Below are 26,600 nucleotides of genomic sequence, written 5' to 3'. Positions count from 1 at the left end.
TCCTTGTTGTGGAAATCTTCGGGCTCAGCCGCCGAAGGGGATCAGCATGTCCAGACCGAAGGTCGTCTGCCCCTGGTCGCCGGCGAAGGGCCGGGCGTTGCCCAGCGAGCGGTCGTAACGCACCTCCGGCCGCAAGGCGAGGCCATCGGGCAGGGCGTCCCAGCCCAGGCTGGCCGCCGGCTTCCAGGTCACCCCGGCGGTCAGGGCCAGATATGTGGCCCCCTGGCCGGCGGACAGCACCGGCGCCCGGGTCGGCCACCCGGCCTCCGCCAGCACATAGTCCTGGTTGCCCTGGTAGGCGGAGACATAGAAGCCCTGGACATCGCGGAACAGCTCCGTCCGCAGGGTCAGCGACAGGGCATCGTCGTATTTCCAGGTGGCGTACTGGGCGGCGCCGAACGCCTCCGCCTTCACCAGGTCGTCGCGGACGTAGTTCAGTTCGGTGATCAGGGTCAGATTGTCGTTGGGCTTCACCGTCAGCACGGCATCGTTGATCCAGCGCGCCTCATCATTGGCATGGGCCAATCCCAGGGGAGCCTTGGTGCTGGCGTTCTCCGGCCCGACATGGGTCAAGGCCACCAGCGTGACCGTGCTGTCGGCATTGGCGTAACCGAAGCCGAAGATGCCGGACCAGGCGTCGTTGTTGTCCCCGTCCTTGCCGAGGCTGGTGTTCACGCCGCTGTCGACACCGCCATACAGGTCGATGCCGCCCGACAGGTGCAGGGTGGCCAGGGCACCGGTGTGCTTGAACGGCAGGCCGAAGTTGAAGATGTAGCTGTGGCTGTACAGCGGGTTGCTGGACGCCACGATGGTCTCAGCACCCAGGGGCGAGGCGTACTGCCCCACCTTCAGGTCCAGGCTGCCGCCGGCCACCTGCGGGATGTGGGCGGTCACGTTGGCCTCGACGATGTCCAGTTGGGTGCGTTCGCCGATGCTTCGGTCCAGCTCGCCCAGGAAATGGGTGTAGCGGGCGTCGGTGCCATACATCCCCTGCAGCTTGAAGCCCCAGCCGAACTCGTCACCGGAGCCAGCATCCTTGGCGATGGTGCCCACCGCCTGGTTCAGCACCAGCTGGTCGGTGCGGTCGGTGAACAGGTGGCCGTAGTTGGGGCCGCGATCGGCCCCATGGTCGGCGGCGGTGATGCCAGCTTCCACCAAACCGCTGAACGTGATGCCGGCGGGCGCGCCGGCCGGGGCGTCATCGGCACGGGCGGCACCCGCCGCCAGCATCAGGGCGCAGGCGGCCGTCGCCGAGGCGACGCGGACGCCGCGGACGGCGCGGCGGCGGGGAATGGTGGATTGGATGGAGTGCGACATGGCAAGGCGTCTCTTGATCTTCTCTCCGGCGGGGTGCCGGCGTCGCGCCAAGAGACGGCAGGGCGACCTTAAAGTTCGATGTGAAAGCAGGCGGACGAAAATAAAAAAAGTTAAACTCGGGCCGCCCTATCGCATCACTTCCACTTGTAAACCCGATGCTTACACTGTGGCGCTTCCCGAAGCTCACGGCGGACACCGTTCGCTGACCCTGCCGCTGGCACCAGGCATGGGGCCCCATCTCCCAGGCATTGTCCCAAGGTAATGCCCGACGTGTCCGACGTGCCCCCCACCAGCCCAAATGACGCGCCATCGATCATAAACCATTGATATTAAAATATCATTTCTTGGCACAAATACTGCTGTGCAATACGCGCCCCATTCCCCGGTGAAGGACGCGCTTCATTAGCGCAGCGCGCTTTAAGAAACGGGCGGCAACCGAAAAGAGGTCTATAATGTCTTCCACTTTGACAAGCATACCAAGCAATCCGAACGAGGCCGCCCCCTTCATCGGGACACTGCAATGTCAATTGGGCGCCGTGGGCGATTTCGGATCGGGTGGTAATGGAGTCCATCCCACCGCCGCCGCCGCTGTCGCCCAGCAGATGACCTCCTGGCTGCCGCTGTCGCAGGGCCAAGGCGGCGATGGTGATTTGCCATCCTATATCCTGTCGCTGGGCGACCAGGTCTATTACCCGGAAGATGGCAGTGAGCAGACGCCCGGCACGGCTCAGGATTATGTCGCTGCCGTCAGCGACCTCTATGCCCAATACATCGACCTGTCGGCAACGGTCGCGAAGCCTTTCTGGCCAGAGACGGGCAAATTCGCTAGTGGCATGTATTTCTTTCCGGTCATAGGCGATCACGACTGGTGGAAGCAAAAAACCAGAATGACATCATCAGAGTTCGGCACCACCTACATGATGAATGGTGACGACCTATATCAGAGCATATATTCCGGTCTATGCCTTCCCAATAATCCCTACTCCCCTGTGCCGACCTGCGATCCGCCTTACACCGATATTTCTCTCGAGGCTCCATGTATTCGATATTACGCTCTCCCCCTCGATGAAGCGCCTGTCAACATCTTTGCTCTCAGCAACGACCCCAATGAGCAAGCGCTGGGGACACTGGTCCTTGCTGGCGGAAATAAGCGCATCCACCCAGGGGCAAGCGAGGCTGACCTCACCATCGACATTGACGCCTCCCCCCAGGTGCAGTGGTTTATGAAGACCTTGAGTGCATTTCGCCTGGCCCAGGCGGAGGAGGCGGCCCCCGCCTGGAACATCGCTTTCGCTCATCAGCCACCCTTCACCACATCGGGTAAGCAGTATGGCGGCCATTCGAGCACGGGCTATTTCCAATTCTTCGACACGGTGGCCGCCAGCGCCCAAGCCAATGTCGATCTGGTGCTCTCCGGCCACGTCCATGCGTACCAGCGCCTGCACTACTGCGACGGGACCCAATCGCCCATACCCTACATCGTCAACGGCGTTGGCGGATCGCCGGAAGACCCAGCCAGCTTCCCGGCCATCGGCGCGGCGGACAGCTCATCGCTGGGCTTCTCCGCCGACTGCGCGCAGGCGCAGACGACCGGGCTTTACGGCTTTCAAATCATCCTGGTCGGTTCGACCATGCTCAGTGTCCAGTTCTGGGCCGCGCCGCCGCCCTCCAAATCAAAGTCGCACTGGTCCTGGGCCTTGTACGATCACCTGGCCATCCTGCGTGATGGGCAATCGGTGGCGGTCGCCGACCTCACCTACGTGAATGCCCTGCAGGTCCAGTCCGCCGTGGCGGGTCAGCCCAGCGGCTTGACCCTGGCCACGAATGGTGGCGCGCAGAGCCTCAGCCTGAACATCTATATGAATGGCACCCTCTCTGTCGGTGGTGGCGGCACCTTGACCATCGGGCCGGCGGCCCAGCCGGTTGGCGGGGGGAACACCACCGCGGTGCAAACAGACGGCCCGGCTGAGTACAACCCCACCCTTCCCCCCAGCGCCAACACCATGACCATTTCCATCCTGGACGCGGAAACCGCTGTGGTCATGGGCGGGTTCATCTACACGCTGGATCCGGAGACCAACACCACGGTGATGATGCCGATCCTGCCCTGACACCAGGCGCCAGCCGGCTGGCCATTCGGCGGGTAACACAGTGGTCTGGAGGCGATATCCCCGTCCCGTTTCGGCGGGGCGGGGATATCTCGCCGGGGCGCGGTCTTGCCGCGAACCAACCATGCCCCTTGGCAAAGGGCTGCCGCCCATGAAAGCATGGCACCCACCAACCCCGCCTCGGCATGAAGGCGGGCGCATAACGGGAGGAGACCATCGCCATGACGATGCTGTGGGAAAAGTCCTATCCGCCGGGTGTCCAGTGGGACAGCCAGCCGGCCCTGCCCACCCTGGTGGAGGATTTGGACCGCGCCGTGGCCACCTGGCCCGCCAACCCCTTCCTGATCTGCATGGGCCAGACCATGGACTTCGCCACCTTCGGCGCCCTGGCGGACCGTGTGGCGGCCAACCTGGTGAAGATGGGCGTGGGCCCCGGCGTTCATGTCGGCCTGCACCTGCCCAACACCCCCCACTTCGTCCTGGCCTTCTACGCCGTGCTGAAGGCGGGTGGCGTGGTGGTGCCCCTGAGCCCGCTGGACGCGGAACGGGAACTGACGCACAAGCAGACCAAGGCCGACATCCGCCTGATCGTCAGCTTCGCCGGACTGTTGGACAAGCTGCCGCTGGCCAATGGCGTGCGCCTGGTGGTGGCCGGCCCCACCGATTTCGCCGGCAAGGGACTGCCGCCCGAGGCGCTGCCCGCCGGCGCCCTGCCCTTCACCGCCCTGCTGGCGCCGGCGGAGGCGCCCGCCGCCGGCTGGCCCACGCGCTGCCTGAACGATCTGGCCACCCTGCAATTCTCCGGCGGCACCACCGGCCTGCCCAAGCCCGCCATGCTGACCCACCAGAACCTCAGCGCCTCGGCGGACGCCTATGACACCTTCAGCCGCTTCTTGGGCCTGACGCCGGGGCAGGAACGGCTGTTGGTGGTGCTGCCGCTGTTCCACATCTATGCGCTGGACACGCTGATGGTGCGGGCCCTGCGCAACGGCTATTGCATGATCCTGCACCCGCGCTGGGACACCGACGCCGTGCTGGACAGCATCCAGGAACACAAGCCCACGCTGTTCGCCGGCGTGCCCACCATGCACCGGGCCATCGCCTCCTCCCCCCGGGTGAAGGACATCGACTTCTCCAGCTTCAAGTTCGTGGGCAGCGGCGGCGCGCCTTTGCCGGTGGAACTGGCCCATGAGTTCGAGGCGGCGACCGGCAGGCCCGTCCTGGAAGGCTGGGGCATGAGCGAGACCAGCCCCGCCGGCACCATCACCCCGCCCCATAAGCGCAAGGTGGGCTCCGCCGGCATCCCCATGCCGGGCATCACCATCGAGATCCGCGACCTGACCGACCCGCACAAGGGCCTGGGCCCCAATGAGAAGGGGGAGATCTGCATCAAGGGCCGCAACGTCACCCAGGGCTATTACAAACAGCCGGAGGAGACGCGCGAGGCCTTCGTCGACGGCCTGTTCCGCACCGGCGACATCGGCTATCTGGACGAGGACGGCTTCATGTTCATCGTCGACCGGCGCAAGGATATGATCCTGTCCGGCGGCTACAACGTCTATCCCCGCGTGGTGGAGGAGGCGATCTATGAGCACCCCGCCGTGGCGGAGGTCATCGTCATCGGCATCCCCGACAGCTATCGCGGCGAAAGCGCCAAGGCCTTCGTCACCCTGCGTCCCGCCGCGGAGCCTTTCACGCTGGAGCAGCTGCGCGCCTTCCTGGCCGACAAGCTGGGCCGCCATGAATTACCCGTGGCGCTGGAGTTCCGCGACCTGCTGCCCAAGACCGCCGTGGGCAAGCTGTGGAAACAGCCCCTGGTGGCCGAGGAACGGGCCAAGGCCGCCGCCACGGCGGCCTGAAATAGCGCCCACGGCGTGAAGAATCGGAACGGCGCCCCGGCGAAACCGGTGGCGCCGTCGCCGTCTTCACAGGTATTTCCTGAGGGATGCCCATCCCTTACGCCTGAGATCGCCTGATGAGCACCCCGGAAAGCCGCGCCGACTATCGCCACTTCCAGCCCATCACCACCCGCTGGATGGACAACGACGCCTATGGCCACGTCAACAACGTCGTCTACTACAGCTATTTCGACACGGCGGTGAACCAGCACATGATCGAGAAGGGCGTGCTGGCTCCGGACAAGGGCACGGCCATCGCCCTGGTGGTGGAAACGCAGTGCCGCTATTTCGCCCCCATCACCTTTCCCGACCGGGTGACGGTGGGGGTGCGGGTGGCGCATATGGGGCGTAGCAGCGTGCGCTACGAACTGGCGCTGTTCCGCAATGAGGAGGACGCGCCGGCCGCCGCCGGGCACTACGTCCATGTCTATGTCGACAACGCCACCCGGCGGCCCACCCCGATCCCGGAGGATGTGGCCGCCATCCTGCGGGGCATGATGATCGCGCCACCGGACGCCTGACCCTATAGCCGGCTGTGTTTAATCGGAACCACAGCCGGCTATAGCTGAGTCTGTCCGCGAGCAGCTTCACGCCCAAAGGCGATTCCGCCTTCGGGCGATCTGCTCCAGGCCGCCCCCGTCACCGGCCCGTCACGGGGATCAACTGACGCCGCCGCGATGCCGGCGCAGCACCGTGGATGGCGTTTCGCCGAAAGCGGTCAGGAAATCCTTGCTGAAGCGGCTGAGGTCGCCATAGCCGCAGGAAAGGGCGATTTCCGTGACGGTCAAGGGGCCACCGCTCTCGGCCAGGCGGTGGGCGCGCCGCAGGCGCGTGCGCTTGAGGAATTCCATGGGCGTGTAATCCCGATATTGGGCGAACGCGCGAAACACGCTGCGCGCGCTGGCGCCCGTGGCCGCCACGATGTCGTCCAGCGTGATCGGATTGTCCGCGTTGGCCTCGATATAGTCCTCCGCCCGCGTGACCTGCCAGGGGGCCGCACCCGACACCGGCCCCTCCAGCAGATGGCTGTGGTTGTGCCGGCACGCGACCAGCAGGGACGTCGCCAAGGCCTGTTCCAGTTCCGCCGTCACCAAGGCGGCACCCGGGCCCTGCGGGCCATCCGCCACGTCGGCGAGACAGGACAGGATACCGCGCAGATGGGCCCCGCCCGCCGAAGCCAGGTCGATCGAGGCGTCGAAACGCAAAGGGGTGCCAACGGCGTCGCCGGTGAGCGTGGAAAGTTTCCGCACCAGCGCCGCGATCGGCACGCGCCAGACCATCTGCTGAAAATCCGCCGCGAAGTCGATCTCCGCCTCGGCCGCCGAGATACAACCCGCCGTTCCGGTCAACGACACCTGGACGCCGCCGACGCGCGTCTGGCCGGCGCCCGCATGGGGCACCTGAACGCGGAAATAGTCGCCCTCACCGAACCGTAGCGTGACCGGAAAACCATAGGCGCAGAACCACAGCTCACCCACCGGCAGGGCGCGATGGCTGGCGTGGGTGGCGCATGGCGTCGCCGGCACCGGCGCGCGCAGGGCGCGGACACCCAGCCGCGCTTCGGCGGACCCGATGGCCTCATCGACGGTGGAGGCGCGGAACGCGAGGTGTCTATCAAGCGGCATCGGCCCCTCCCTTTCCATCGTCACACGGCGAGATGGCGGCGACCTTAGCGGAACAAGAGCTTCAATACCTTAAAGACAGGCCACCCTATCCTATTTCCCCGATCAAATGGCGCTGTCCGCCAAAGCCAGGCAGCGGCGGCCAAGCATCAGGGAGACTCTGGCGATATAGTAGAAGGTCAAAATTCAAAATGCCGATGGCGCGCCAATCAAGGCAATGAGAAGGGAAATTTACCTATCCGTTTGGTCATAAAGGCGTTTTCTTATGATCAAACCGAAAGCCATAAAGACTGCATTAACGCATTAACGGTAGAAATGACTTCAGACAGAGGGAAATTGGTCGTTTCCGTACGAAGACCATGCCCCGCCAAATCTTACTGACGTCTTAGCGACTTGGAGTGTGCAGCATGTTCGGATTGAAGCGTGATCGGGAGTCGGTGGCGAGCCTGGCGGCCTTGGGCAAAGCCCAGGCCATGATCGAATTCGCCATGGACGGCACCATCCTGACCGCCAACCCCAATTTCCTGAAGGCCGTTGGCTACCGCCTGGATGAGGTCACGGGACGTCATCACAGCATGTTCGTCGAGCCCGGCTACAAGGACAGCGCCGACTACCGGAAGTTCTGGGACGATTTGCGCCGGGGCGAATTCCAGGCGGCGCAGTTCAAGCGCATCGGCAAGGGCGGCAAGGAAGTCTGGATCGAGGCCAGCTACAACCCCGTTCTGGGCGCGGACGGCAAGCCCTTCAAGGTGCTGAAATGCGCCACCGACGTCACGGCGCAAAAGATGGAATATGCTGACCTTCAGGGCCAGATCAACGCCATCCGGAAATCGCAGGCGGTCATCGAATTCACCATGGACGGCACCGTCCTGGACGCCAATGACAACTTCCTGAAGGCGCTGGGCTATACCCTGGCCGAGGTCAAGGGCAAGCACCACAGCCAGTTCGTGGAACCGGCCTATCGCGACAGCGCCGACTACCGGAAATTCTGGGACGATTTGCGCCGGGGCGAGTTCCAGGCGGCGCAGTTCAAGCGCATTGGCAAGGGCGGCAAGGAAGTCTGGATCGAGGCCAGCTACAACCCCATCCTCGACCTCAACGGCAAACCCTTCAAGGTGGTGAAGTACGCCACCGACATCACCCGCCAGATCAAGGTCTTGGACGATCTGAAAGTGCTGATCGACGACAACTTCGGGGAGATCGACAAGGCCGTCGAGCAATCGACCCGCCAGTCGAGCGACGCGGCGCACGCCGCCGGCGAGACATCGGGGGCGGTACAGATGATGGCATCCAGCGCTGAAGAGTTGGCGGCCTCCATCCGTGAAATCTCGCAGAGCATGTCCCAGTCGCGGATGGCGGCCGACAGCGCCGCCGAGCTGGCGACCAAGGCCGACGCCGCCACCCAGCGGCTGGCGGAGGTGGCGACCTCGATGGAGGGGGTGGTGGACGTCATCCGCGCCATCGCCGGCCAGATCAACCTGCTGGCGCTGAACGCCACCATCGAGGCGGCCCGCGCCGGCGATGCCGGCAAGGGCTTCGCCGTGGTGGCGACGGAGGTCAAGAACCTGGCCAACCAATCCGCCAACGCGACACAGAAGATCTCCAACGAGATCGAGGGCATGCAGGCGGTGTCGGGCGATGTCGTCGGGGCCCTGAACGCCATCCGCCAGTCCATCGGCACGGTACGGGAGTATGTCACCTCCACCGCCAGCGCCGTGGAGGAACAGAGCGCCGTCACCCGCGACATGTCATCGAACATGCAGAAGATGGCGAACTCCGTTGAGTCGGTGACCCGCAGCCTGGGAGAGATCTCGGCGGCCAATGACCAGGTGGGTCAGGCCGTCGCCTCCACCAAGGAAGCGGCGCGCGTTCTGGCGCGTTGAGCCGGGATGCGGCGGGGGGCCAGTCCCCCGCCGCACCGCGGCTTGTCAGTTCGACAGCTTGTCAGGGGGCCGAGGTCGCGCGGGCGGCCAAGGTCCGGCTGCCGCGGCCGATCAGGCCGGCGGTGGCGACGAAGCCGGCGCCGATCAACGCCAGCACCAGGTCGATGACCAGGGCGGCGGCGGACACGGGGCCGGCGGCGCCCGGGCCCCCAGCGGCGCCCAGGCCCAAGGCATGCGCGCCGGCCAACAGCGGCAGGGCCAGGCCCAGGGCGAGGCGCAGGGCGCGTGAGGCCCGCTCCCCCGTGGCCAGCGGCAGGCACAGCAGCGGCAGGGCCACCACCAGGCCCCAGAAGATCCGCAGATAGACCGTCTCATGCGCCAGGCCCGGCACCAGGGTGGCGGCGGCGGAGGCGGTCACGGCCAGAGGCACGCCCCACACCACGCCCGCCCAGGCCCGTTCCAGCCGGGGCAGCGGCCGGCCCCGGTCACGCCGGCGGGCCAGGAAGATGGAAAAGCCGGTGGCGGTGATGACGCTGAGCGCCAGGCCCAGGACGCCGTAGACCAGCCGGATGGCCAGCCCGCCATAGGTGGCGCAGTGCAAGGCCAAGGCGGCGCCATAAACCCGCATCCCCACCGGCCCGTCGAAGAAACCCGCCGGGCGCAGCGCCTTACCCGTCCCGTCGAAGTAGAAGCGGTCACCCTGGGTCAGGCCGTCGCCCCGCGTCATGTCCAGCAGGACGCGCTGGCCCTGGGTGCCCGGCCGCTCGACATAGAAGAAGCGGGAGACGCGGGGGGCGGTGGGATCGGGGTCCACCACCTGGCTCCGCAGCAACGCCAGCGGCGGCAAGGGCTGCGGGGTCGCGTCGGCCTGCACCACCGGGCCGGTCAGGGGGGCGTAGGTCCGGTTCAGGTCCCCCTTGTAGCCCACCTGGGCCACGGTCAGGATCATCAGGCTGGCCAACGCGAACAGCACGCCGGTCACGGTGATGGCGATGTGGAAGGGCAGGCCCCAGACGCTGAGGCGGTTGTGCAGGTCGGCCAGGCCCAGGCGCCGCGCGCCGGTCAGGCGCAGGGCGAAGGCGTCGCGGAAGATGCGCGGATGGGCCAGGATACCGGAGACCAGCAGCGACAGCAGCGCGATGCCGACGACGCCCACGGCCAGCCCGCCCCATAGGCCGGGCAGAGTCAGTTCCATGTGCACATCGCCGATGACCCGCGTCCAGTCCTGGGTCGCGGTCTCGGCCAGGACACCGTCGGCGCCGGCCCGCCAGGCCATCTCCCCCTCGGCGGTGTAGGCCATCACCTCCAGGTGGGGCCAGTCCGGCCGGGGCAGGATGCCGTAGAGCGCCGTCACCTTGTCCACCCCACCGGCCTTCTCCGCCGCGCGGGCGAGGCCGGTGGCCATGGCGGCGTCCACCACCTCCGTCGGCAGGCTGGCCGTCTCCCCGATGCCGGACCATTCCCAGCGGCCGAGATCCTCCGCGAAGACGGCGATGGTCCCGGTGAGGCAGACGATGTAGATCAGCGCGCCCAGCGCCAGGCCCAGGGCGGAATGGCCCGCCAGTGACGACTGGACCAGGCCGCCGCCCCTGCCCTGGGCCTGGACCTGGGTTTGGCGGGCCTGGTGGGGCTTGCCACGACGGGCCAGGACGCGGGCGGCGATGTGCTTCAGCATGATCTCTCCTCAGACCCGGGCCAGCCAGGCGGCCGCCACGGCGACGACCGCCATCAGGGGCAGCAGCAGGCCGACGCGGGCCAGGCGGGCATCGGCCAGGGCCCAGGTCATGGCCAGGCCCCAGACGATGGGCCCGATGAAACCGGCCGCCACCAACCGGTTGACCTCCAGCCCACCGGCGCGGACCGCGACCAGGGCCGCCAGCGCCATGCCCAGCACCGCCGCCAAGGGCCCCGCCAGCAGGGTGCGGGCGGCACCGCGCAGGACGGTCACCCCGCGCCGGCCGGCCGGTGCCGGGGGCGGCGTGACGGGAGCCTTGGGCGCGCGGTGCGGCCGGCGGCGCCGGTCCAGGCCCAGGGCGACCACGGCATAGCCCACCAGGGAAAAGGCGAGGATGCCGATGACGATGGCCTTGTCGGCGTCGGCGACGGTCAGCCAGCCGGCGAAACCCGCCAGGATCAGCCCCCAGCCCGGCAAGGTGCGCCGGCGCGGCGCCTCCGCCGACGCCCAGACCCGCCGCAGCTGGGCCACACCCAGCGCCGTCAGGACCAATCCCCCCAGAAACCCGCCGATCGCACCCATGCCGCCGCCTGCGCCCAATCCCAAAACGTCCGGCACTATAAATAAGAGTAATTCGCAATTGCAACTGAGAATGTCAGGCCCCTGACCGTCAGGCCCAGGTAGGGGCGCTGGCGCCCAGCGGTTCCGCCGGCCGGTCCCAGGCCGGCGGCACGCCCGCGACGGTCAGGGGTGCCGCCAGGCGGCGGGCGGGGCCCCAGGCGGTGTGTTCCACCCCCGGCGCCCAATCGGCCGGCGTCTCAGGCGCCGGCGGGACGGCATCCGCCGCTCCTTCCCCGCCGGCCATCAGCAGGCGGGCGGTGGCGGCGAGCGACGTCCGGCCCGCCGTGCCCTGGCCGGTCCGCCGCCGATGCGCCAGGCCGCGCAGCGCCATGGCCGCCAGGATGTAGCCGGTGGCGTGGTCCAGGGCCTGCACCGGCAGGGGCGTGGGCCTGTCGCGCCCCTGCCGCCGCATGCCGGCCTCGGCGATGCCGCAGCTCATCTGCACCAGGCTGTCGAAGCCGCGCCGGCCGGCCCAGGGGCCCGCCCAGCCATAAGCGTCCAGACTGATGTCCACCAGGCCGGGGTTGAGCGCCCGGCGGCGCGCGCTGTCCAGGCCCAGGCGGGCCAGCGCGTCGGGGCGGTAGCCATGGACCAGCACGTCGGCCTGGGCCAGCAGCGCCTCGAACACCGCCCGGCCGTCCGGCCGCTTCAGGTCCAGCCGGGCGCAGCGCTTGCCCAGCGTCACCTCCGGCACCACGCCCGGCTCGTCCCAGTCCGGCGGGTCGAGGCGCAACACCTGGGCGCCGTAGCCCGCCAGGAAGCGGGTGGCCACCGGACCGGCCAGCACGCGGGTCAGGTCCAGCACGCGGATGCCGGCCAGCGGCCGGGCGGAATGCCGGGTCCAATCCACCGGCGCCCCCCGCCCCGCCGCCTCCAGGGTCAGCAGGGGGGCCCGCGCCACCGCCCGGCCCTGGGGGTGGGCGGCCCAGGCATCGGCGCCGCGCATCTCCGCGGCACAGCCGCCGGCCGCCACCACCGCCGTCTCCAACGCGCCCGCCGTCCAGCCGGCGACGGCCCGGGCCACAGCCTCCCGCTCCCCCGCCACGCCCAGGACGGAGAGGGCGGCGGCGCGGTGGTGCGGGGCGTTGGTGTGCAGGCGGATCCAGCCATCGGCCGCCGGATAGTCGCCCGCCACCGGGTCCCACGGCGGCGGCGGGGTCCAGCCCTGGGGCCGCAGGGAGGACGCGAACCAGGCCGACGCCAGGCGCCGGTCGGCCGTCACCTGCCCCCCGTCCATAAGGTCTCCCAGCGCCAGGCCGGCGACGGCGACGGAGGCCACGGCCAGGTCGCTGACCGGGAAGACGGAGGGCAGGCTGCCGGCGCCGGTGAGGGTGACGCGCGCCGCCTCCCCGGCCGCACCGCCCAGGGCCTGCCACAAGGTGTCGAGAAACGTGCGGTCGGGTGCGGTCATCATGGGGCGATTCCATCAAAAAATCGGGATGCCGTGACGATGAACCACTGACATTGATCGTCAATGTTGATTAACTTATTCAACATGGATTGAGATGATCAACATGAAGACCCCCGCCCCCATCCCCGACCTGCTGACCGCCGCCCAGGCCGCCACCCGGCTGGGCGTCTCCCGCCCGACGCTGTACGCCTATGTCAGCCGGGGCCTGCTGCAAGCCCAGCCGGCACCCGACACTCGCGAAAGCCGCTACCTGGCGGCGGAGGTCGAGCGGCTGGCCCTGTCCCGCGTGCGGGGGCGGCGGCCGCGCGACATCGCCAAGGCGACGCTGGACTGGGGCCTGCCGGTGATGGAATCGGCCATCACCCTGATCCGGGACGGGCGGCTCCAGTACCGGGGCCACGACGTCCCCACCCTGGCCGCCCGCGCGACGGTGGAGGAGGTGGCGGGCCTGCTGTGGCAGGTGCCGCCCAGGGAGGCGTTCGGCACCCCCGCCCCCCTCGTCCCCCCGGCCTTCGCCGCCGCCCAGGCGGCCTTCCATGGCCGGCGGGCGGAGGAGGCCCTGCTGCCCCTGCTGGCCCTGGCCAGCGAGGACGCCGACACCGCCCTGTGGCAGCGGGGGCCGGGCCGCCCGGCGCAGGGGGCGGCGGCGCTGGTGCGGCTGCTGACCGCCTGCCTGCTGGGCACCGCCCCCGGGGACGCCCCCATCCACACGCAGTGCGCCACGGCGTGGAACCTGGACCAGGACGGGGCGGAGCTGGTGCGCATGGCCCTGGCGCTGTGCGCCGACCATGAGCTGAACGCCTCCAGCTTCACGGCGCGCTGCGTCGCCTCCACCGGCGCCAGCCTGCGGGCGGCCGTGCTGGCCGGGCTGGCGGCGTTGAGCGGCCCCCGCCACGGCGGCCTGACGGCGCGGGTGGAGGCGCTGTGGGACGAGGTGGGGGCGGACGGCGGCACCGCCGCCCGGCTGCGCCAGCGCCTGGCCCGGGGCGACGACATCCCCGGCTACGGCCACCCGCTGTACCCGGCCGGTGACCCGCGCGCCACCGCGCTGCTGGCCCATATCCTGCCCCAGCGCCCGGCCTGGGCGGTGGTGATGGAACAGGCGCAGCGCCTGGTGGGCCAGCCCCCCACCATCGACCACGCCCTGGTGGTGCTGCGCCGCCATCTGGGCCTGCCGCCCGGCAGCGCCTTCGGCCTGTTCGCGCTCGGCCGCTCCCTGGGCTGGATCGCCCACGCGCTGGAACAGCGCGCCGACGCCCACCTGATCCGCCCCCGCGCGCTGTACACCGGGCCGCAACCGGGCGGTTAGCTAACTTGCCTAAGTCCGTATGGTTGGCTAAATTGATCCTTTGCCGGAAGGCGATTTTGCCGGGAGGCGATGATGCGCCAAGTCACCATTCATGCGGCCAAGACCAACCTTTCCAAGCTGATCGAGGCAGCACTCAAGGGTGAGGAGATCATTATCGCGAAGGGCAGCAAGCCCGTCGTCCGCATCGTTCCGATCAGTCGAAGCGGCTTCAAGATCGGGCTGCTTGAAGGGCAGCTGGGATCCGGTCCCGACTTCTTCGAGCCTTTGGCGGACGACGACCTCGACCTTTGGGAAGGCGGGCAGTGACAGGCATCCTGCTCGACACGCACGCCTGGGCATGGAGCCTGGGCCGTGACCCGCGCCTGTCCCCGGCGGCGCGGGCCGCGATGGAAAAGGCCGACGCCGTCTTCGTCAGTCCGGTTTCCTTCTTCGAGATCGCTCAGAAGGTAAGGCTGGGCAAATGGCCCGAAATGGCCCCGTTCGTCGCCCGGCTGCCCAGCCTGTTGGAAGAGCAAGGCGGCCTGGTCGCCGACGTTGAACCCGCCGTGTGCATCGCGGCGGGTTTGATGGACTGGGCCCATCGCGACCCCTTCGACCGCCTTCTGGCGGCGACCGCGACACACCACAAGCTGCCCTTGGTTTCAGCCGATGCCGTCTTCGACGGTGTCGTCCAACGGGTGTGGTAGCCTCCCCCCCGTCACACCGGCTGCGCCGTCACCTCCAGCATGCGTTTCACCAGGCCCACCCGGTCCACGTCCTGGCGGCGGGCCATCTCCCACTCGCCGGCGAGGATGGAGCTGTCGACGATGAACCGGCAGCGCTCGAACCGCCGCGCCATGTAGCGGGCCAGCAGGTCGTCCAGCGCCGCCGCCTGGGGCAGCAGCTCGGCCAGCACCAGGGCGTCCTCGATGGCCATGCCGGCGCCCTGGCCCAGATGGGGGGTGGTGGCGTGCACGGCGTCGCCCAGCATGACCACGCGGCCCCGGTACCAGGGGGCGGGCATCATCAGCACCTCCATCGGCTTGTAGACCACCTGCGCCGGGTCGGTGATCCGGTCCCGCAGGGTGCCGATCAGGCCGCCGAAGCCCTTCAGGCGGTCGCGCATCAGAGTGTGCAGCTGGTCCGCCGGCATGCGGGGGTTGCCCGGCTCCACCGACGTCACGAACAGGTACATCAGGTCGGCCGCCAGGGGACGGAGGCCGGCGGCGCCGTCCGGGCCGGAGAAGGTGGCCAGGTGGTCGATCTCCGCCGGGCGGGGGAAGTTGTGGCGCCAGACCCACTGGCCGGTGTGGCGGGGCGCCGGCGCCTCCGGGAACGCCAGGCCCCGCACCTTGGAATAGAGGCCGTCCGCCCCCACCACCACGTCATAGCGGCCGGTGGCGCCGTCGCTGAAGGTGACGTTCACGCCGGCCGCGTCCTGGTCCAGCCGCGCCACCGTCGTGCCCAGGCGCACGCGCGTGCCCTTCTCCAGCACGGCCGAGCTCAACACCCGGTGCAGCGCCAGGCGGGAGATGCCGAGGTTGGCGGGATAGCGCGGCCCGGCCAGGCGCTGCCCCGGGATCATGGCCTTCAGCCGGCCGTCGGCGGTGTACATGCCCACGCTCTCGAACGGGAAGCCGGCGTCCAGGTAGCGGTCCACCAGGCCCAGATCGGCCATGGCGCGGACGACGTTGCACTGCTGGATGATGCCGACGCCGTAGACCGTCCATTCCTTCTGGATTTCCACCAGGTCGACATCCAGGCCCCGGTCGCGCAGGGCCGAGGCCAGCGACAGGCCGCCAATGCCGCCGCCCACGATAAGCACCGCCTTCACCGGTTCCACCGACATGCCGTCCTCCCCTCCCCTAAGCCCTCAAGGGACCGGAGCCGACAAAGGCCCGGATTTCCCAAAGGCGTTGTTATGGCGGCCACGGTAAGGCGGCGGGCGGCGATGGTTTGAGGCGTATTTTCCGATGCCGCCCATCGGCGCCACCAATAGCTGGAATTGGCGCGGGCACGCCGCCCGCGACATCAAAACCGTCGACCAGCTATCGGTTTTGTCGTACCAAAATGCGGCGAGCTATCGCTTGAAATAATAAACTTGGGAGGATGGACGCCATGCGCTTCCGCCGTTTGGACCTCAACCTGCTGGTGGCGCTGGATGTGCTGCTGGAGGAGCGCAACGTGTCGCGCGCCGCCCACCGCCTGCACCTCAGCCAATCGGCCATGAGCGGGGCGCTGGCCCGCCTGCGCGATTATTTCGAGGACGAAATCATGGTGATGGTGGGCCGCACCATGGTGCCCACCCCCCTGGCGCTGACCCTGGTGGAGCCGGTGCGCGACATCCTGATCCGGGTGCAGACCACCATCGAGGCCCGCCCCACCTTCGACCCCGCCACCGCCCAGCGCGTGTTCCGCATCGTCGCCTCCGACTACATCACCGAGGTGGTGCTGGCCCGCGCCATCCGCCGCCTGCGGCGCGAGGCCCCCGGCCTGCGGCTGGAGATCAGCGCCGTGGCCGACGCCGTGCATGACCGACTGAACCGGGGCGACGTGGACCTGGTGATCACCCCCAACGACTATCTGGCCAGCGACCAGCCCAAGGAGGTGCTGTTCCACGAGACGCACAGCTGCGTCGTCTGGCAGGGCAACACCGACGTGGGCGAGACCCTGTCGTTCGAGCAGTACCTGGACATGGCCCACGTGGTGGTGGTCATCGGCAACAAGCGCACCCCGGCGTTCGAGCAATGGTTCCTGGACCGCTACGGCTACGCCCGCCGCATCGGCGCCGTCGCCCCCGACTTCTCCTCCGTCCCCACCATCCTGGTGGAGACGGACCTGATCAGCACCATGCACACGCGGCTCGCCCACCTCTACGCCCAGCACCTGCCCCTGCGCGTCCTGCCCGCCCCCATCGAGTTCCCGGTGATGACCGAGATGATGCAGTGGCACTACCAGTTCGACCGCGACCCGGGGCTGATCTGGCTGAGGGGGTATTTAAGGGAGTGCGCGGGGGAGTGAGGGGCGGCGTCAGGCCGGACGCACCGCCACCGTGAGCCCGGCGCCCAGCAGCGTCAGGGCGAAGCACAACACCAGCATGATTTTCAGAAACGATCGCCGTTGGCCCCAGCGATTGCCCGGCAGGTCCGCCGCCAGCAGGAGCCCCCACGCCCCGAGGGTTGCGGCGGCCATGCCCAGGGTGGCGACCTCATACCGCTTGTCCGCCTGCGCGAAGAACGCCAGCAGGCCGCCCAGCAGGATGAACCACTGGCCATGACGGCCAACCCAGCCGCGAAGGGTCACGAGGGTCATCGCATCATCCGCCGGCTGTACTCGTTCATATACCGTGGCCACAGCCGCCCCAGGCGCGCGGCATCCCAAGCGCCGCCGGGCATGAGGTGGCTTGTGATCGCCCCCAAGGCGGTCGAGACGGTGGCCCGCGCCGTCGCGGAGCCCAGCGCCGCCCCGCTGAGAGCGGCCGCCCCCGCCACCTCCGGCAATATGGTCGTGACGGCGGCCCCGACGACGACGCCCGCGCCCACGGCGAAAATATCCTGCGCCAGGGCGGAGTAGAAGCTGGGCGGATTGTAGATGCCTTGGACATCCGGCATCTTCCCGCCGAAATTCTTGGTGGCGTGGTAATCGAACTCCCGGTCCGTCAGGACGAAGGGCCATTCGTCAGGGGCCTGGGTGACCTGGAACTTGGTCATGATCATCCAGGAATAGAATGGTCCCCAGCCGGGCTTGTGACGAAAGCCGTCCAACTCCCTCTCGAAGGCCAGCCTGAACGTGTCGCTCCGGCGGATCAGGCAGAGCCCCGCCACCAGGATGCGGGCGCGTTGTGGGTCGGATGTTTGGCTCAGCAACGCGAAATCGCAATTGGCCTCGTTCAGCAACAGGGCCATGGCGTCATCCTTCAGCCAGCGATGGGCCACAATGATGGTATCGGCCATCCGCACTCTCCCGTCCTCCGCCCGCCCGGCGATAAATAGTTCCGGGCCCCCATCAAATATGGCGTGGCCGCAGACCGGCAAGCGGGCTACACGCAAGAGGTAGGGATGGCTCGGCGCCGTCGCCCCCGACTTCTCCTCCGTCCCCACCATCCAGGTGGAAACCGACCTGATCAGCACCATGCACACCGGCTCGCCCACCTCTACGCCCAGCACCTACCCCTGCGCGTCCTGCCCGCCCCCATCGAATTCCCGGTGATGACCGAGATGATGCAGTGGCACTACCAGTTCGACCGCGACCCGGGGCTGATCTGGCTGCGCGGGTATTTAAGGGAGTGCGCGGGGGAGTGAGGGAGGACAAATCCAGTCGGCGGCATCAAGGGCGTGGGCAAGGTCTACCTGCGGGCCGCCATGGAGTGCCACGGCCACCCCGCCTGGTTTAAGCTCTACGCCAACAAACTGCCGCTGACCGCTGTCCAGAACCTCACATCGACCTTCCGGTGATCCGTCCGGTGGTGACGCGGGTGGAGTTGTTCGGCGGGCGTTGTCGGTGCTGCGGCAAGCGCTATCGGGCGCCCCCTCCGGCCGGGATGGCGCCGGGGACGCCGTTCGGGACATCATCTGAGAATGGATACCAGAGCGTATTTTTGAAAGATTACCAGGAGTCTGGCGCCCAATACGGTATATTCCATGGAATTGGTCACGCCCTTAACGCCACTTGTCATATGACAGCCGCAAGCGATGAGGCGGCTGCCAACACAGCTGGTGGCTCTCTACATAAGCCATCAGTATTTTTACCATAATGGTGGATATATCATGAATCTGCGATTTTTTGTTGTTATGTCAGTGCTTTATATTATAATATTGAATCATTCGCATGCGCGATCGGGCGAGCCCAAATCTGCGAATACGTCGAATGAGAAGTGCCAGGGACGGCTCGATATTGCATATGCCGCCCTCTATGGAACAGTTCATTTAACTGACATCCTTTCTAACGATGCCCCAATTTTTCCTTTGGTTCTGGACAAGGGCAGCGACGGAAATTTCGAGACCGTCCCCCTAAAAGAGAAAAGTGATTTCTGGAAAATAGGTTGGAAAGGAAAATCGCCAGCAGCGGAGATGATTCACTTATCATATTCCACCCCGTACAGGTCATTGGTGAAACATTGTATTCAAGATCACAAGAAGACACGCCCAGTAGGTAGCCTCTTGAGTGATCGCTACAAATTCTACACGCCAACTGTCGCTCCATATTTTACAAGCTATGGCCCCTTGGAAGTAAAAGTCACCGATCCAATCGTCAATTCCGAAGGGACACAGGCGTTGATTTTTTATAGTGTCGCCGAAATAGACGGCATAGGAGGGAGTAACGGAATTGTCTTTCTGAAGGTTAATGAAAACAAATGGGATGTGGTTGGGCGACGTATATTATCGGTGTCATGAAATTCTGAGCGATCAATCGCCCGATAAGTAGCGGCCATACCGGCCACCTAGCCTGGATAATTCACCGCCCCGATTTGCCCGGCTCATGCTGGTGACGCAAGTTCGCGCATAGGATGTGCGTTACCCACCGCCCCCCGCTGGGGGAGCGCGATGGTGCGGGGCTTGTGAGTTGACGGGGAAGGGTTCTGGGGGGGGGGCACGTCGCCCCGGCGCTCACGGCGGCATTGAGGCCAGACGGGTGGCGAGTGCCGAGAAGCCCTGCTGATATGCAAAGCCTGGGGGCAGGGCGACCTTGATCCTTGTGGCCAACTCGCGGACGCGGACCGCGACCTTGATCAGGCCGAGGCGCAGGGTGTCGAACTGGGCGTCGCGCCAGAAGGAGGCTTTCGGCGCCAGTCCCCGCAGGCTGTGCATCAGCCAGTAGGCGGCGGTGTGGATGAGCAGGCGGAACTGGTTGGCCTCCGCCTTGGTGCAGGAGGTGCGGTCGGAGGCGAGGTGCAGCTTGTGGGCCTTGATCAGGTTCTCCGCCTGGCCCCGGGCACAATAGACCTTCTCGTACAATGCCTTGGGCTGACCGGTCAGGTTGGTGACGATGAAGCGGCTGTCCACACCCTGGGATGAGGCTTCGATGCGGGCGATCACGCGGCGCTCGGTCTTCCAGGACTTGGCGGCTAGCGGAACTGGGCGTAGCGCCGCGTCTTGTCGGCGGCGGCGTCCAGGCGCTCCAGGGCGATTTGTTCGGCCTCGGCGGCCACGCTGCGCAGCAGCACCTTGTTGCCGCCCAGGCCGAAGATATAGCCGACCCGATGACGCTCGCACCCGCGGCGAAGCCGCGTCACCCGTGCCGAAGGCCACGGTCGCAGAGCGACCGTGAGGGCCATGGCCTCGGGGCGGCCATAGTGACTGTCGCCCCGGACCAGGATGTCGACACGTGGCCAGCGGGCGCGGAGGACGCGGACCACATGGCGCAGAACCAGGGCCACCTCGGTGCCGTCCGGCGTCTTACCCGGCCTCAGGAAGACCGCCACCGGCTTGCCGGTGACGGCCTCGTAGATATGGATGGGCATGAAGCAGCGGCTGTCGTGATGGGCGTTGAACAGGGACAACTGCTGCTGGCCATAGGCCCGGTCCTCGGTGTCGTCGATGTCCAGGATGATGCGGCGGGGAACGGCGGCGAAGCTGTCGCAGAACAGTTCCACCATGGCCGCCATCATGCGCTTCAGCGCCACCGTGCCCGGCAGGTTCTCCAGCCGGGTCATCGTCGGCTGCGAGCACAGGTCGCCCTCGGTCTCCGGCAGGCGGCCAACCGCCATCTTGAACGCCGGATCCTGGCGCAGCCGGTCGCAGTCGTTGGCGTCGGGATAGCCCGCCGCGATCGCCAAGGCGCGGAACCGGACCATCTCGGCCAACCCATGGACGATCCGCTCCGGCGCGCGCGGGTCTTCGATGCAGCGTGCCAACCGTTCGGCGATCCCCAGCCGGCGTTCCACCTCCGCCAGAAGCAGGACGCCTGCCGTCCGACGACAACCGCCCACCGTCAAAGCGGGCGATGACGGGCTTGCCGCAGACCGGTGACAGGCCCGGCAGCGGCAGGGTAGGATCAACGTCGGCGGGCATGGCGCTCCGGAAACAGCAGGTTCGGCCTCAGCAATCGAATCCTACGTGATTCCAGGGCCTTAGCCCACGCCCGCCAACCCTGGTGAATTATCCAGGCTAGGGGTGATGATGAGATGAAGAAATTAATCGATATTCTTGCATTAATCTTTATGCCGGCGCCATTTATATTTGGCATGTTTTCGATTTTTATTGGTTTTCGATGGAATTTTATGGGGATGCCTATTTTTATTTTTCTTATGATGGTGTCATTGTTTCCGTGCGTTGTTTCATCCATTTGGTGCGCATTCCGAGTCAACTCAGTGGATCATTGTAAGGTCGGATCTTTATATGGAAAGAATACGCTCAAGATAGCTCTGGTTATTCCCGCTGTTATCATGTGTTTGCTAATTATTGTCATGAAGATGATTGGCGTTTAAGTTAATAAAGATCGTATTCCCAGATGGTTATACTGTTTCTGCTGCATTCACTTGGGTTGTCGATCAAATCCGTAATGGATTTATGCCAGACCAGCTCTTAGGTATTCGAAATATCAATGCCGGTGCTCAGCTTGATGCTATTTCGGCTAATTTTTCTGTATCTGTCACTCTGGAAAATCCCTATGCAATTAGTGTCGCGCTGCAGACTAATACATTTGCCTTTTAAACGCAGGTTCTCGTTACTCAATTATAGGTGAATATTCGCGAGGTATTGAACGGCGTCTTCCACGTGCTGATGACCGGGTGCCAATGGGGTGCGCTGCCCAGGGATCTGCCGCCCAGGAGCACCGTGCACGAATATCTTGGTCTTTGGGAATGGGACGGCACCTTGGCCCGCCTCCATCACGCGCTGTTCGTCGAGGTGCGGGAGTTGGCGGGAAAGGAAGCCAGCCCGACGGCGGCGACCATCGACAGCCAAAGCGTCAAGGGCGCGGAAAAAGGGGGGCGCGGATCGATCCGTCCGGCCACGACGCGGGCGAGAAGGCCACAAGGCAAGAAGCGCCACATCGTCGTCGATACGCTCGGCATGATCCTGGCCGCCCACATCCAGCCCGCCGATATCCAGGATCGCGACGGCGCCTTGCCGGTGTTGAGGAGGTCCGTCGCCTGTTCCCGTTTGTCGAGCGGGTCTTCGCCGATGGCGGTTACCAGGGAGCCGCCACGGCGGCGGCGGTGCGGGAACTGGGGGAGTGGCATCTGGAAATCGTCAAGCGGTCCGACACCGCCAAAGGCTTCGAGGTGTTGCCCAAGCGCTGGATTGTCGAGCGCACCTTCGGTTGGCTGGGGCGCTGCCGCCGTCTCGCCAAAGACTTCGAGAACCTGTCCCGGATGTCTCTGGCGTTCTTGCGCCTGGCCCCGATCCTGCTCATGCTACGCAGGATCACAAGACACAGAAAGTCATAGGGAACTTCGCGGACGGACGCTTAGGGAAAGATAAGAATGAAATGATGTTCTATGGATGGGTATCTTGAGGCGAATTCTGGATATTTTGGCATGCCTAGCGATGGTGTCGCCGATATTTTCGCTTATTTGGATTGATATTTGGCCACATTCTCATCTGAATGCCCTTGGTATTCCAAATGCCATTGTATATTCTTTTATTTCAATGCCGGTTTCCTTGATGGGGGCTGGGTGGGTTGTTTACTCGTTATCCGTAATATTATCTGACCCACAAAGAAAGAAGAGACTCGAAAAAATAATACCTTTAGTTCGAAAAATACTTTTTTTATTATTATTGGCTGGCTTTGTTACTTTATTGATAATGAGGGAATAATATGACTACCGCTGCCACCTAGAGCCCGTCCGGAAGGTTCTTGAGCCGCATGAATCAGTTGTGATTCCATGGCCCTCGAAAACGATTTCGAGGGGCGCATGTGGACGAAAGAAAACCGGCAGGTTTATGAGCGGCATGGGCTGCGGTATCCCAGCGACCTGACTGACGAAGAGTGGGCGCCCGCGGAACCGCCGATCCCCCCGGCGAAGCGTGGCGGTCGACAGCGAACGGTGAACATCCGCGAGGTATTGAACGGCGTCTTCCACGTGCTGATGACCGGGTGCCAGTGGCGTGCGCTGCCCAGGGTTCTGCCGCCCAGGAGCACCGTGCACGAATATCTTGGTCTTTGGGAATGGGACGGCACCTTGGCCCGCCTCCATCACGCGCTGTTCGTCGAGGTGCGGGAGTTGGCGGGAAAGGAAGCCAGCCCGACGGCGGCGATCATTGACAGCCAAAGCGTCAAGGGCGCGGAAAAAAGGGGGGCGCGGATCGATCCGTCCGGCTACGACGCTGGCAAGAAGGTCAAAGGCAAGAAGCGCCACATCGTCGTCGATACGCTCGGCATGATCCTGGCCGCCCACATCCAGCCGGCCGATATCCAGGATCGCGACGGCGCCTTGCCGGTGTCGAAGGAGGTCCGTCGCCTGTTCCCGTTTGTCGAGCGGGTCTTCGCCGATGGCGGTTACCAGGGAGCCGCCACGGCGGCGGTGCGGGAACTGGGGGAGTGGCATCTGGAAATCGTCAAGCGGTCCGACACCGCCAAAGGCTTCGAGGTGTTGCCCAAGCGCTGGATTGTCGAGCGAACCTTCGGTTGGCTGGGGCGCTGCCGCCGTCTCGCCAAAGACTTCGAGAACCTGTCCCGGATGTCTCTGGCATTCTTGCGCCTGGCCCTGATCCGGCTCCTGCTGCGCAGGATCGCAAGACACAGAAAGTCATAGGGAACTTCGCGGACGGACTTTAAGGAAGCCGGCGTGGCCATATCCCTTCTGGTGGAGTTTGATGAGGTTGCGAGCAACATCACCCCCGACACTCCCCCCAGGCTGGGCCAAACCTGTTCGACTTTGATGTCGCCAACCCCAGATTAATACCGGTGGGCAAAGACTATGACAGCGACAAGGTCCGGATAGCCCCGGTTGCCCGCAGTGTTCAGCCCATTATTCAGCCCAGATCGAACCGACGCCCCCCATCGCCTGCGGCCTCCTGAGATACATGAGCCGCAACCGCATAGAGTCCATGTCAATCAGCTGAAGCATTTCTAGCGCGTCGCCATCATACACAATAAAATCGAAAATTTATTCCAAATTTTTCTTACTATTACCGTCTCTAAAATCTGATTACTGGCCTCTATCAACCGAAATTGGCTATTACTGATTGCAATAGAAAAGCCACTCATTCCGGAAAAAGCGCCATCCCCCAAAAATCACTTCCCCCGATACACCCCTATCTCGCCTATCGATTTGATGAATGCATAATTGCATTCTACCTTCCCCTGTAGCGGCCCAGCAGGCGCCCATGAGAGGACGCCCCGGCCTTCAGGTCCTTGGAAGAGCACGGACTTTCGTTCGTGGGGACCGGAGGCCGGCCAAGGGAGGCCGCACAGGGAGGGAAAACCATGCACCGGATCGTGCGTCCGGCGACGGCTGTCGTCGCCCTTATGCTGGCGCCTGGCGCCATCGGCATCACCACCACAGCGAGCGCGCAAACGACCGCGCCAGCCCCGCAGGCCGGCGGCGGCGCGCAGGGCCAGGCGGCCCAGCTGGACGAGATCGTCATCACCGCCGAGCGGCGGGAGCAGAGCCTGCAAACCGCGCCGGTGGCGGTGTCCGCCCTGGGCGGCGCCACCCTGAAGGAAGCGGGGGTGGCCGACGTGTCGGACCTGACGCGCAGCGTGCCCTCGGTGGTCATCGCCCCGGCGGCCGGCGGCGTGCCGCAGGTCTATGTGCGCGGTGTGGGCACCTTCGCCAGCAACGCCTATGCCGAGCAGTCGGTGGCGGTGAACCTGGACGGCATCTACATCTCCCGCCCCGCCGGGGCCAACGGCTTCTTCTATGACCTGCAACGGGTGGAGGTGCTGAAGGGCCCGCAGGGCACGCTGTACGGCCGCAACGCCTCGGGCGGGGCGCTCAACGTGCTGCCGGAGACGCCCAAGCTGGGCGAGCAATCGGCCACGGCCACGCTGGACATCGGCAATTACGACCTGCGCAAGGGCGACGCCGCCGTCAACGTGCCGCTGGGCGACAAGGCGGCGCTGCGCGCCTCGGGCATGGTCATCGACCGCAAGGGCTATCTGACCGACGGCTACAACGACGACCAGGGCCAGGCCGGGCGCCTGCAGCTGCTGCTGGAACCGACGGAGGATTGGCGGGTCCGCCTGTCGGGCGATTACTATCACCGGGGCGGCAAGGGCTCGGGCCAGGTGCAGTACCCCTATGTCGACACCGACAACCCGTGGATCGGCCCGTCCGACGCCCGCGCCGTCGCCGCCTATTACGCCGGCCTGCCGGCGGCCTCCGCCCACAGCCCGCTGATCCAGAACGCCAAGAAGGACGGCTTCATCGATGACCAGTTCTGGGGCACGCATGCCGAGATCAGCCACGATTTCAGCTTCGCCACCCTGACCATCATCCCCGCCTACCGCGAGGTCAAGGAGGACTATCTGTCCTACATCCCCAGCGCCTTCCGGGTGAACAGCGAGAGCCAGCAGCGCTCGGTGGAGGCGCGGCTGGCGTCCCGGGACAGCGGCCCCCTCACCTGGCTGGCCGGCGCCTATTACTTCAGCGAGGATGTGGACGCCAAGCAGGACTACAATCACTGGGTCCAGGAAACGGTGATGAATTCCAAGCTGACGGACGAGACGGTGGCGGCCTTCGGCCAGCTGACCTACGCGCTGACCGACGCCCTGCGCCTGACCGCCGGCGGCCGCGTCACCCATGAGGAGAAAAGCCAGGACAGCCAGTTCGGCACCGCCACCTTCAGCCCCACCAAGCCGGCCCTGTCCAGCCGGGCGGACGACCGCATCTGGAACGCCGCCACCTGGAAGGTGGGGGTGGATTACGACCTGGCGCCGCAATCGCTGCTCTACGCCAATGTCGGCACCGGCTTCAAGGCCGGCGGCTTCTACGCCAGCGCCGGGGCCGACACCTTCAACCCCGAGCATCTGACGGCCTATAGCCTGGGCCTGAAGAACCGCTTCTGGGACAACCGGGTGCAGCTGAACCTGGAGGCGTTCGATTACGAATACCGCGACCAGCAGATCAGCTATCTGGCGCCGACGCTGACCGGCGTGTCCAGCTTCCCCTACGCCCCCAGCTTCGTGACGCAGAACGTCGGCCGCTCCCGCATCCGGGGGTTCGAGATCGAGGGGCGGTGGAAGGCGACGTCCAGCGACCTGCTGACCGCCACGGTGCAGTACACCGACACCCGCTACACCAGCTTCACCTATAATTACTTCTCCAACTTCGGCGCCCCACCGTCCGTCGGCTGCCCCTACACCAACGCCTCGGGCACCGCGTCGCCGACGCCGGTCGCCCCCTCCGCCATCTATTCCGTCAATTGCAGCGGCAAGCCCGCCACCAACGCCCCGCGCTGGACCGCGAACATCGGGTATGAGCATGAGTTCGCCTTCGCCGATGGTTCCGGCCTGACGGCGGCGGCGGACGTCTACCTCTCGGCCTCCTACTACACCGCCTATGATTACTTGGCGGAGCAGGTGCAGGGCGGCTATCACATGACCAATCTGCGCCTGACCTACAATGCCGCCAATGACCGCTGGTCCGTCACCGGCTACGTCAACAATGTCGAGAACCAGGCGGTGGTCAACACCAGCTATCAGCCCAACCAGGCCTTCGGCAACGGCCTGAACTTCGCCAACATCCGCCCGCCCCGCACCTACGGCGTGCGCGCCACGGTGCGGTACTGACCCGGCGGTATCAACCCGGCTGTACTGAAACAAACGCGACGGCGGCGGCACCCCCCGGGGGGGGGGGCGCCGCTACCGGGGTAGTAATGCCGGCGTAAA

General features: G+C 65.8%; 22 protein-coding genes and 2 pseudogenes. 14 read left to right on the top strand and 10 right to left on the bottom strand.

Features of this window, described 5'->3' with window-relative positions; all coding sequences use genetic code 11:
- Positions 1-24: 24 nt before the first annotated feature.
- Positions 25-1,317 carry an outer membrane beta-barrel protein gene (locus FHS74_RS03390; RefSeq protein WP_184797482.1) on the bottom strand — a complete coding sequence of 431 codons (1,293 nt, stop codon included), beginning with the start codon at positions 1,315-1,317 and terminating at the stop codon, positions 25-27.
- 452 nt (positions 1,318-1,769) lie between these two features.
- Between FHS74_RS03390 and FHS74_RS03385 the strand changes: the two genes are divergently transcribed.
- From FHS74_RS03385 to FHS74_RS03375, 3 genes are all read left to right on the top strand, one after another.
- The gene (locus tag FHS74_RS03385; RefSeq protein WP_184797480.1) at positions 1,770-3,428 is read left to right on the top strand and encodes a metallophosphoesterase family protein; all 1,659 of its coding nucleotides are present in this window, start codon (positions 1,770-1,772) and stop codon (positions 3,426-3,428) included.
- 218 nt (positions 3,429-3,646) lie between these two features.
- Positions 3,647-5,284, top strand: a complete 1,638-nt coding sequence (locus FHS74_RS03380) for an AMP-binding protein (protein WP_184797478.1) — start codon at positions 3,647-3,649, stop codon at positions 5,282-5,284.
- A 116-nt stretch (positions 5,285-5,400) separates the two neighbouring features.
- Positions 5,401-5,844 carry an acyl-CoA thioesterase gene (locus FHS74_RS03375; protein ID WP_184797476.1) on the top strand — a complete coding sequence of 148 codons (444 nt, stop codon included), beginning with the start codon at positions 5,401-5,403 and terminating at the stop codon, positions 5,842-5,844.
- A gap of 138 nt (positions 5,845-5,982) precedes the next feature.
- Here FHS74_RS03375 and FHS74_RS03370 read toward each other — a convergent pair whose 3' ends face one another.
- Positions 5,983-6,948, bottom strand: a complete 966-nt coding sequence (locus tag FHS74_RS03370; protein WP_184797474.1) for an AraC family transcriptional regulator — start codon at positions 6,946-6,948, stop codon at positions 5,983-5,985.
- Positions 6,949-7,352: 404 nt separating this feature from the next.
- On the opposite strand from FHS74_RS03370, the gene FHS74_RS03365 reads away from it, so the two are divergent.
- On the top strand, positions 7,353-8,828 hold the full coding sequence (locus FHS74_RS03365) for a methyl-accepting chemotaxis protein (protein ID WP_184797473.1): 1,476 nt from the start codon (positions 7,353-7,355) through the stop codon (positions 8,826-8,828).
- Positions 8,829-8,889: 61 nt separating this feature from the next.
- Here FHS74_RS03365 and FHS74_RS03360 read toward each other — a convergent pair whose 3' ends face one another.
- From FHS74_RS03360 to FHS74_RS03350, 3 genes are all read right to left on the bottom strand, one after another.
- Positions 8,890-10,503, bottom strand: coding sequence for a PepSY-associated TM helix domain-containing protein (locus FHS74_RS03360; RefSeq protein WP_184797471.1), 1,614 nt, complete (start codon positions 10,501-10,503; stop codon positions 8,890-8,892).
- Positions 10,504-10,512: 9 nt separating this feature from the next.
- Complete coding sequence (locus FHS74_RS03355; protein WP_184797469.1) at positions 10,513-11,085, bottom strand: hypothetical protein; 573 nt, start codon at positions 11,083-11,085, stop codon at positions 10,513-10,515.
- 88 nt (positions 11,086-11,173) lie between these two features.
- Positions 11,174-12,538: a CoA transferase gene (locus FHS74_RS03350; protein ID WP_211106082.1), complete on the bottom strand. Its 1,365-nt coding sequence runs from the start codon at positions 12,536-12,538 to the stop codon at positions 11,174-11,176.
- Positions 12,539-12,638: 100 nt separating this feature from the next.
- On the opposite strand from FHS74_RS03350, the gene FHS74_RS03345 reads away from it, so the two are divergent.
- The 3 genes from FHS74_RS03345 to FHS74_RS03335 all read left to right on the top strand — a co-directional run bounded on the left by FHS74_RS03345 (position 12,639) and on the right by FHS74_RS03335 (position 14,530).
- A complete protein-coding gene (locus FHS74_RS03345; RefSeq protein WP_211106081.1) occupies positions 12,639-13,844 on the top strand; it encodes a citrate synthase family protein in 1,206 nt (401 codons plus the stop codon).
- A 72-nt stretch (positions 13,845-13,916) separates the two neighbouring features.
- Positions 13,917-14,150 (top strand): type II toxin-antitoxin system Phd/YefM family antitoxin, encoded by a 234-nt coding sequence (locus FHS74_RS03340; RefSeq protein WP_184797467.1) that lies wholly within the window; start codon positions 13,917-13,919, stop codon positions 14,148-14,150.
- Positions 14,147-14,530 carry a PIN domain-containing protein gene (locus FHS74_RS03335; protein ID WP_184797465.1) on the top strand — a complete coding sequence of 128 codons (384 nt, stop codon included), beginning with the start codon at positions 14,147-14,149 and terminating at the stop codon, positions 14,528-14,530. Before FHS74_RS03340 ends, FHS74_RS03335 begins: the two co-directional genes overlap by 4 nt.
- 11 nt (positions 14,531-14,541) lie before the next feature.
- On the opposite strand, the gene FHS74_RS03330 is transcribed toward FHS74_RS03335, so the two are convergent.
- Entirely contained in the window at positions 14,542-15,672 is a 1,131-nt protein-coding gene (locus FHS74_RS03330; RefSeq protein WP_184797462.1) for an FAD-dependent oxidoreductase, read from the bottom strand.
- Between the two features lie 269 nt (positions 15,673-15,941).
- Between FHS74_RS03330 and FHS74_RS03325 the strand changes: the two genes are divergently transcribed.
- Positions 15,942-16,844 (top strand): LysR family transcriptional regulator, encoded by a 903-nt coding sequence (locus FHS74_RS03325; RefSeq protein ID WP_184797460.1) that lies wholly within the window; start codon positions 15,942-15,944, stop codon positions 16,842-16,844.
- Positions 16,845-16,853: 9 nt separating this feature from the next.
- Here FHS74_RS03325 and FHS74_RS03320 read toward each other — a convergent pair whose 3' ends face one another.
- Both FHS74_RS03320 and FHS74_RS03315 read right to left on the bottom strand, forming a co-directional pair.
- The gene (locus tag FHS74_RS03320; protein ID WP_184797458.1) at positions 16,854-17,135 is read right to left on the bottom strand and encodes a hypothetical protein; all 282 of its coding nucleotides are present in this window, start codon (positions 17,133-17,135) and stop codon (positions 16,854-16,856) included.
- Positions 17,132-17,776, bottom strand: coding sequence for a hypothetical protein (locus FHS74_RS03315; RefSeq protein ID WP_184797456.1), 645 nt, complete (start codon positions 17,774-17,776; stop codon positions 17,132-17,134). Before FHS74_RS03315 ends, FHS74_RS03320 begins: the two co-directional genes overlap by 4 nt.
- A gap of 813 nt (positions 17,777-18,589) precedes the next feature.
- On the opposite strand from FHS74_RS03315, the gene FHS74_RS03305 reads away from it, so the two are divergent.
- Positions 18,590-19,216 carry a hypothetical protein gene (locus FHS74_RS03305; RefSeq protein ID WP_184797454.1) on the top strand — a complete coding sequence of 209 codons (627 nt, stop codon included), beginning with the start codon at positions 18,590-18,592 and terminating at the stop codon, positions 19,214-19,216.
- Positions 19,217-19,429: 213 nt separating this feature from the next.
- Here the strand turns inward: FHS74_RS03305 and FHS74_RS30875 are convergent, their stop codons facing one another.
- Both FHS74_RS30875 and FHS74_RS03295 read right to left on the bottom strand, forming a co-directional pair.
- Entirely contained in the window at positions 19,430-20,035 is a 606-nt protein-coding gene (locus FHS74_RS30875) for a transposase (RefSeq protein WP_343066846.1), read from the bottom strand.
- A gap of 113 nt (positions 20,036-20,148) precedes the next feature.
- Positions 20,149-20,706: pseudogene (locus tag FHS74_RS03295) on the bottom strand (transposase); the annotation flags it as partial.
- Positions 20,707-21,238: 532 nt separating this feature from the next.
- On the opposite strand from FHS74_RS03295, the gene FHS74_RS03290 reads away from it, so the two are divergent.
- The 5 genes and pseudogenes from FHS74_RS03290 (at position 21,239) to FHS74_RS03275 (ending at position 26,501) form a co-directional block, all read left to right on the top strand.
- Positions 21,239-21,475 carry a hypothetical protein gene (locus tag FHS74_RS03290; protein ID WP_184797450.1) on the top strand — a complete coding sequence of 79 codons (237 nt, stop codon included), beginning with the start codon at positions 21,239-21,241 and terminating at the stop codon, positions 21,473-21,475.
- A 69-nt stretch (positions 21,476-21,544) separates the two neighbouring features.
- Positions 21,545-21,850, top strand: a pseudogene (locus FHS74_RS31275) (transposase); the annotation flags it as partial.
- Entirely contained in the window at positions 21,760-22,212 is a 453-nt protein-coding gene (locus FHS74_RS31270; protein WP_425491260.1) for a transposase, read from the top strand. The pseudogene FHS74_RS31275 and the gene FHS74_RS31270, both read left to right, overlap by 91 nt.
- A gap of 468 nt (positions 22,213-22,680) precedes the next feature.
- Positions 22,681-23,520: an IS5 family transposase gene (locus tag FHS74_RS03280; protein ID WP_184798221.1), complete on the top strand. Its 840-nt coding sequence runs from the start codon at positions 22,681-22,683 to the stop codon at positions 23,518-23,520.
- Between the two features lie 674 nt (positions 23,521-24,194).
- Positions 24,195-26,501: a TonB-dependent receptor gene (locus FHS74_RS03275; protein ID WP_184797448.1), complete on the top strand. Its 2,307-nt coding sequence runs from the start codon at positions 24,195-24,197 to the stop codon at positions 26,499-26,501.
- The last annotated feature ends 99 nt before the right edge of the window (positions 26,502-26,600 follow it).

Origin of the sequence: Nitrospirillum iridis, from assembly GCF_014205765.1 — a bacterium.
Lineage (GTDB): Bacteria > Pseudomonadota > Alphaproteobacteria > Azospirillales > Azospirillaceae > Nitrospirillum > Nitrospirillum iridis.
Note: the sequence above shows the minus strand (reverse complement) of the source record. Positions and strands in the feature narration are given on the sequence as shown.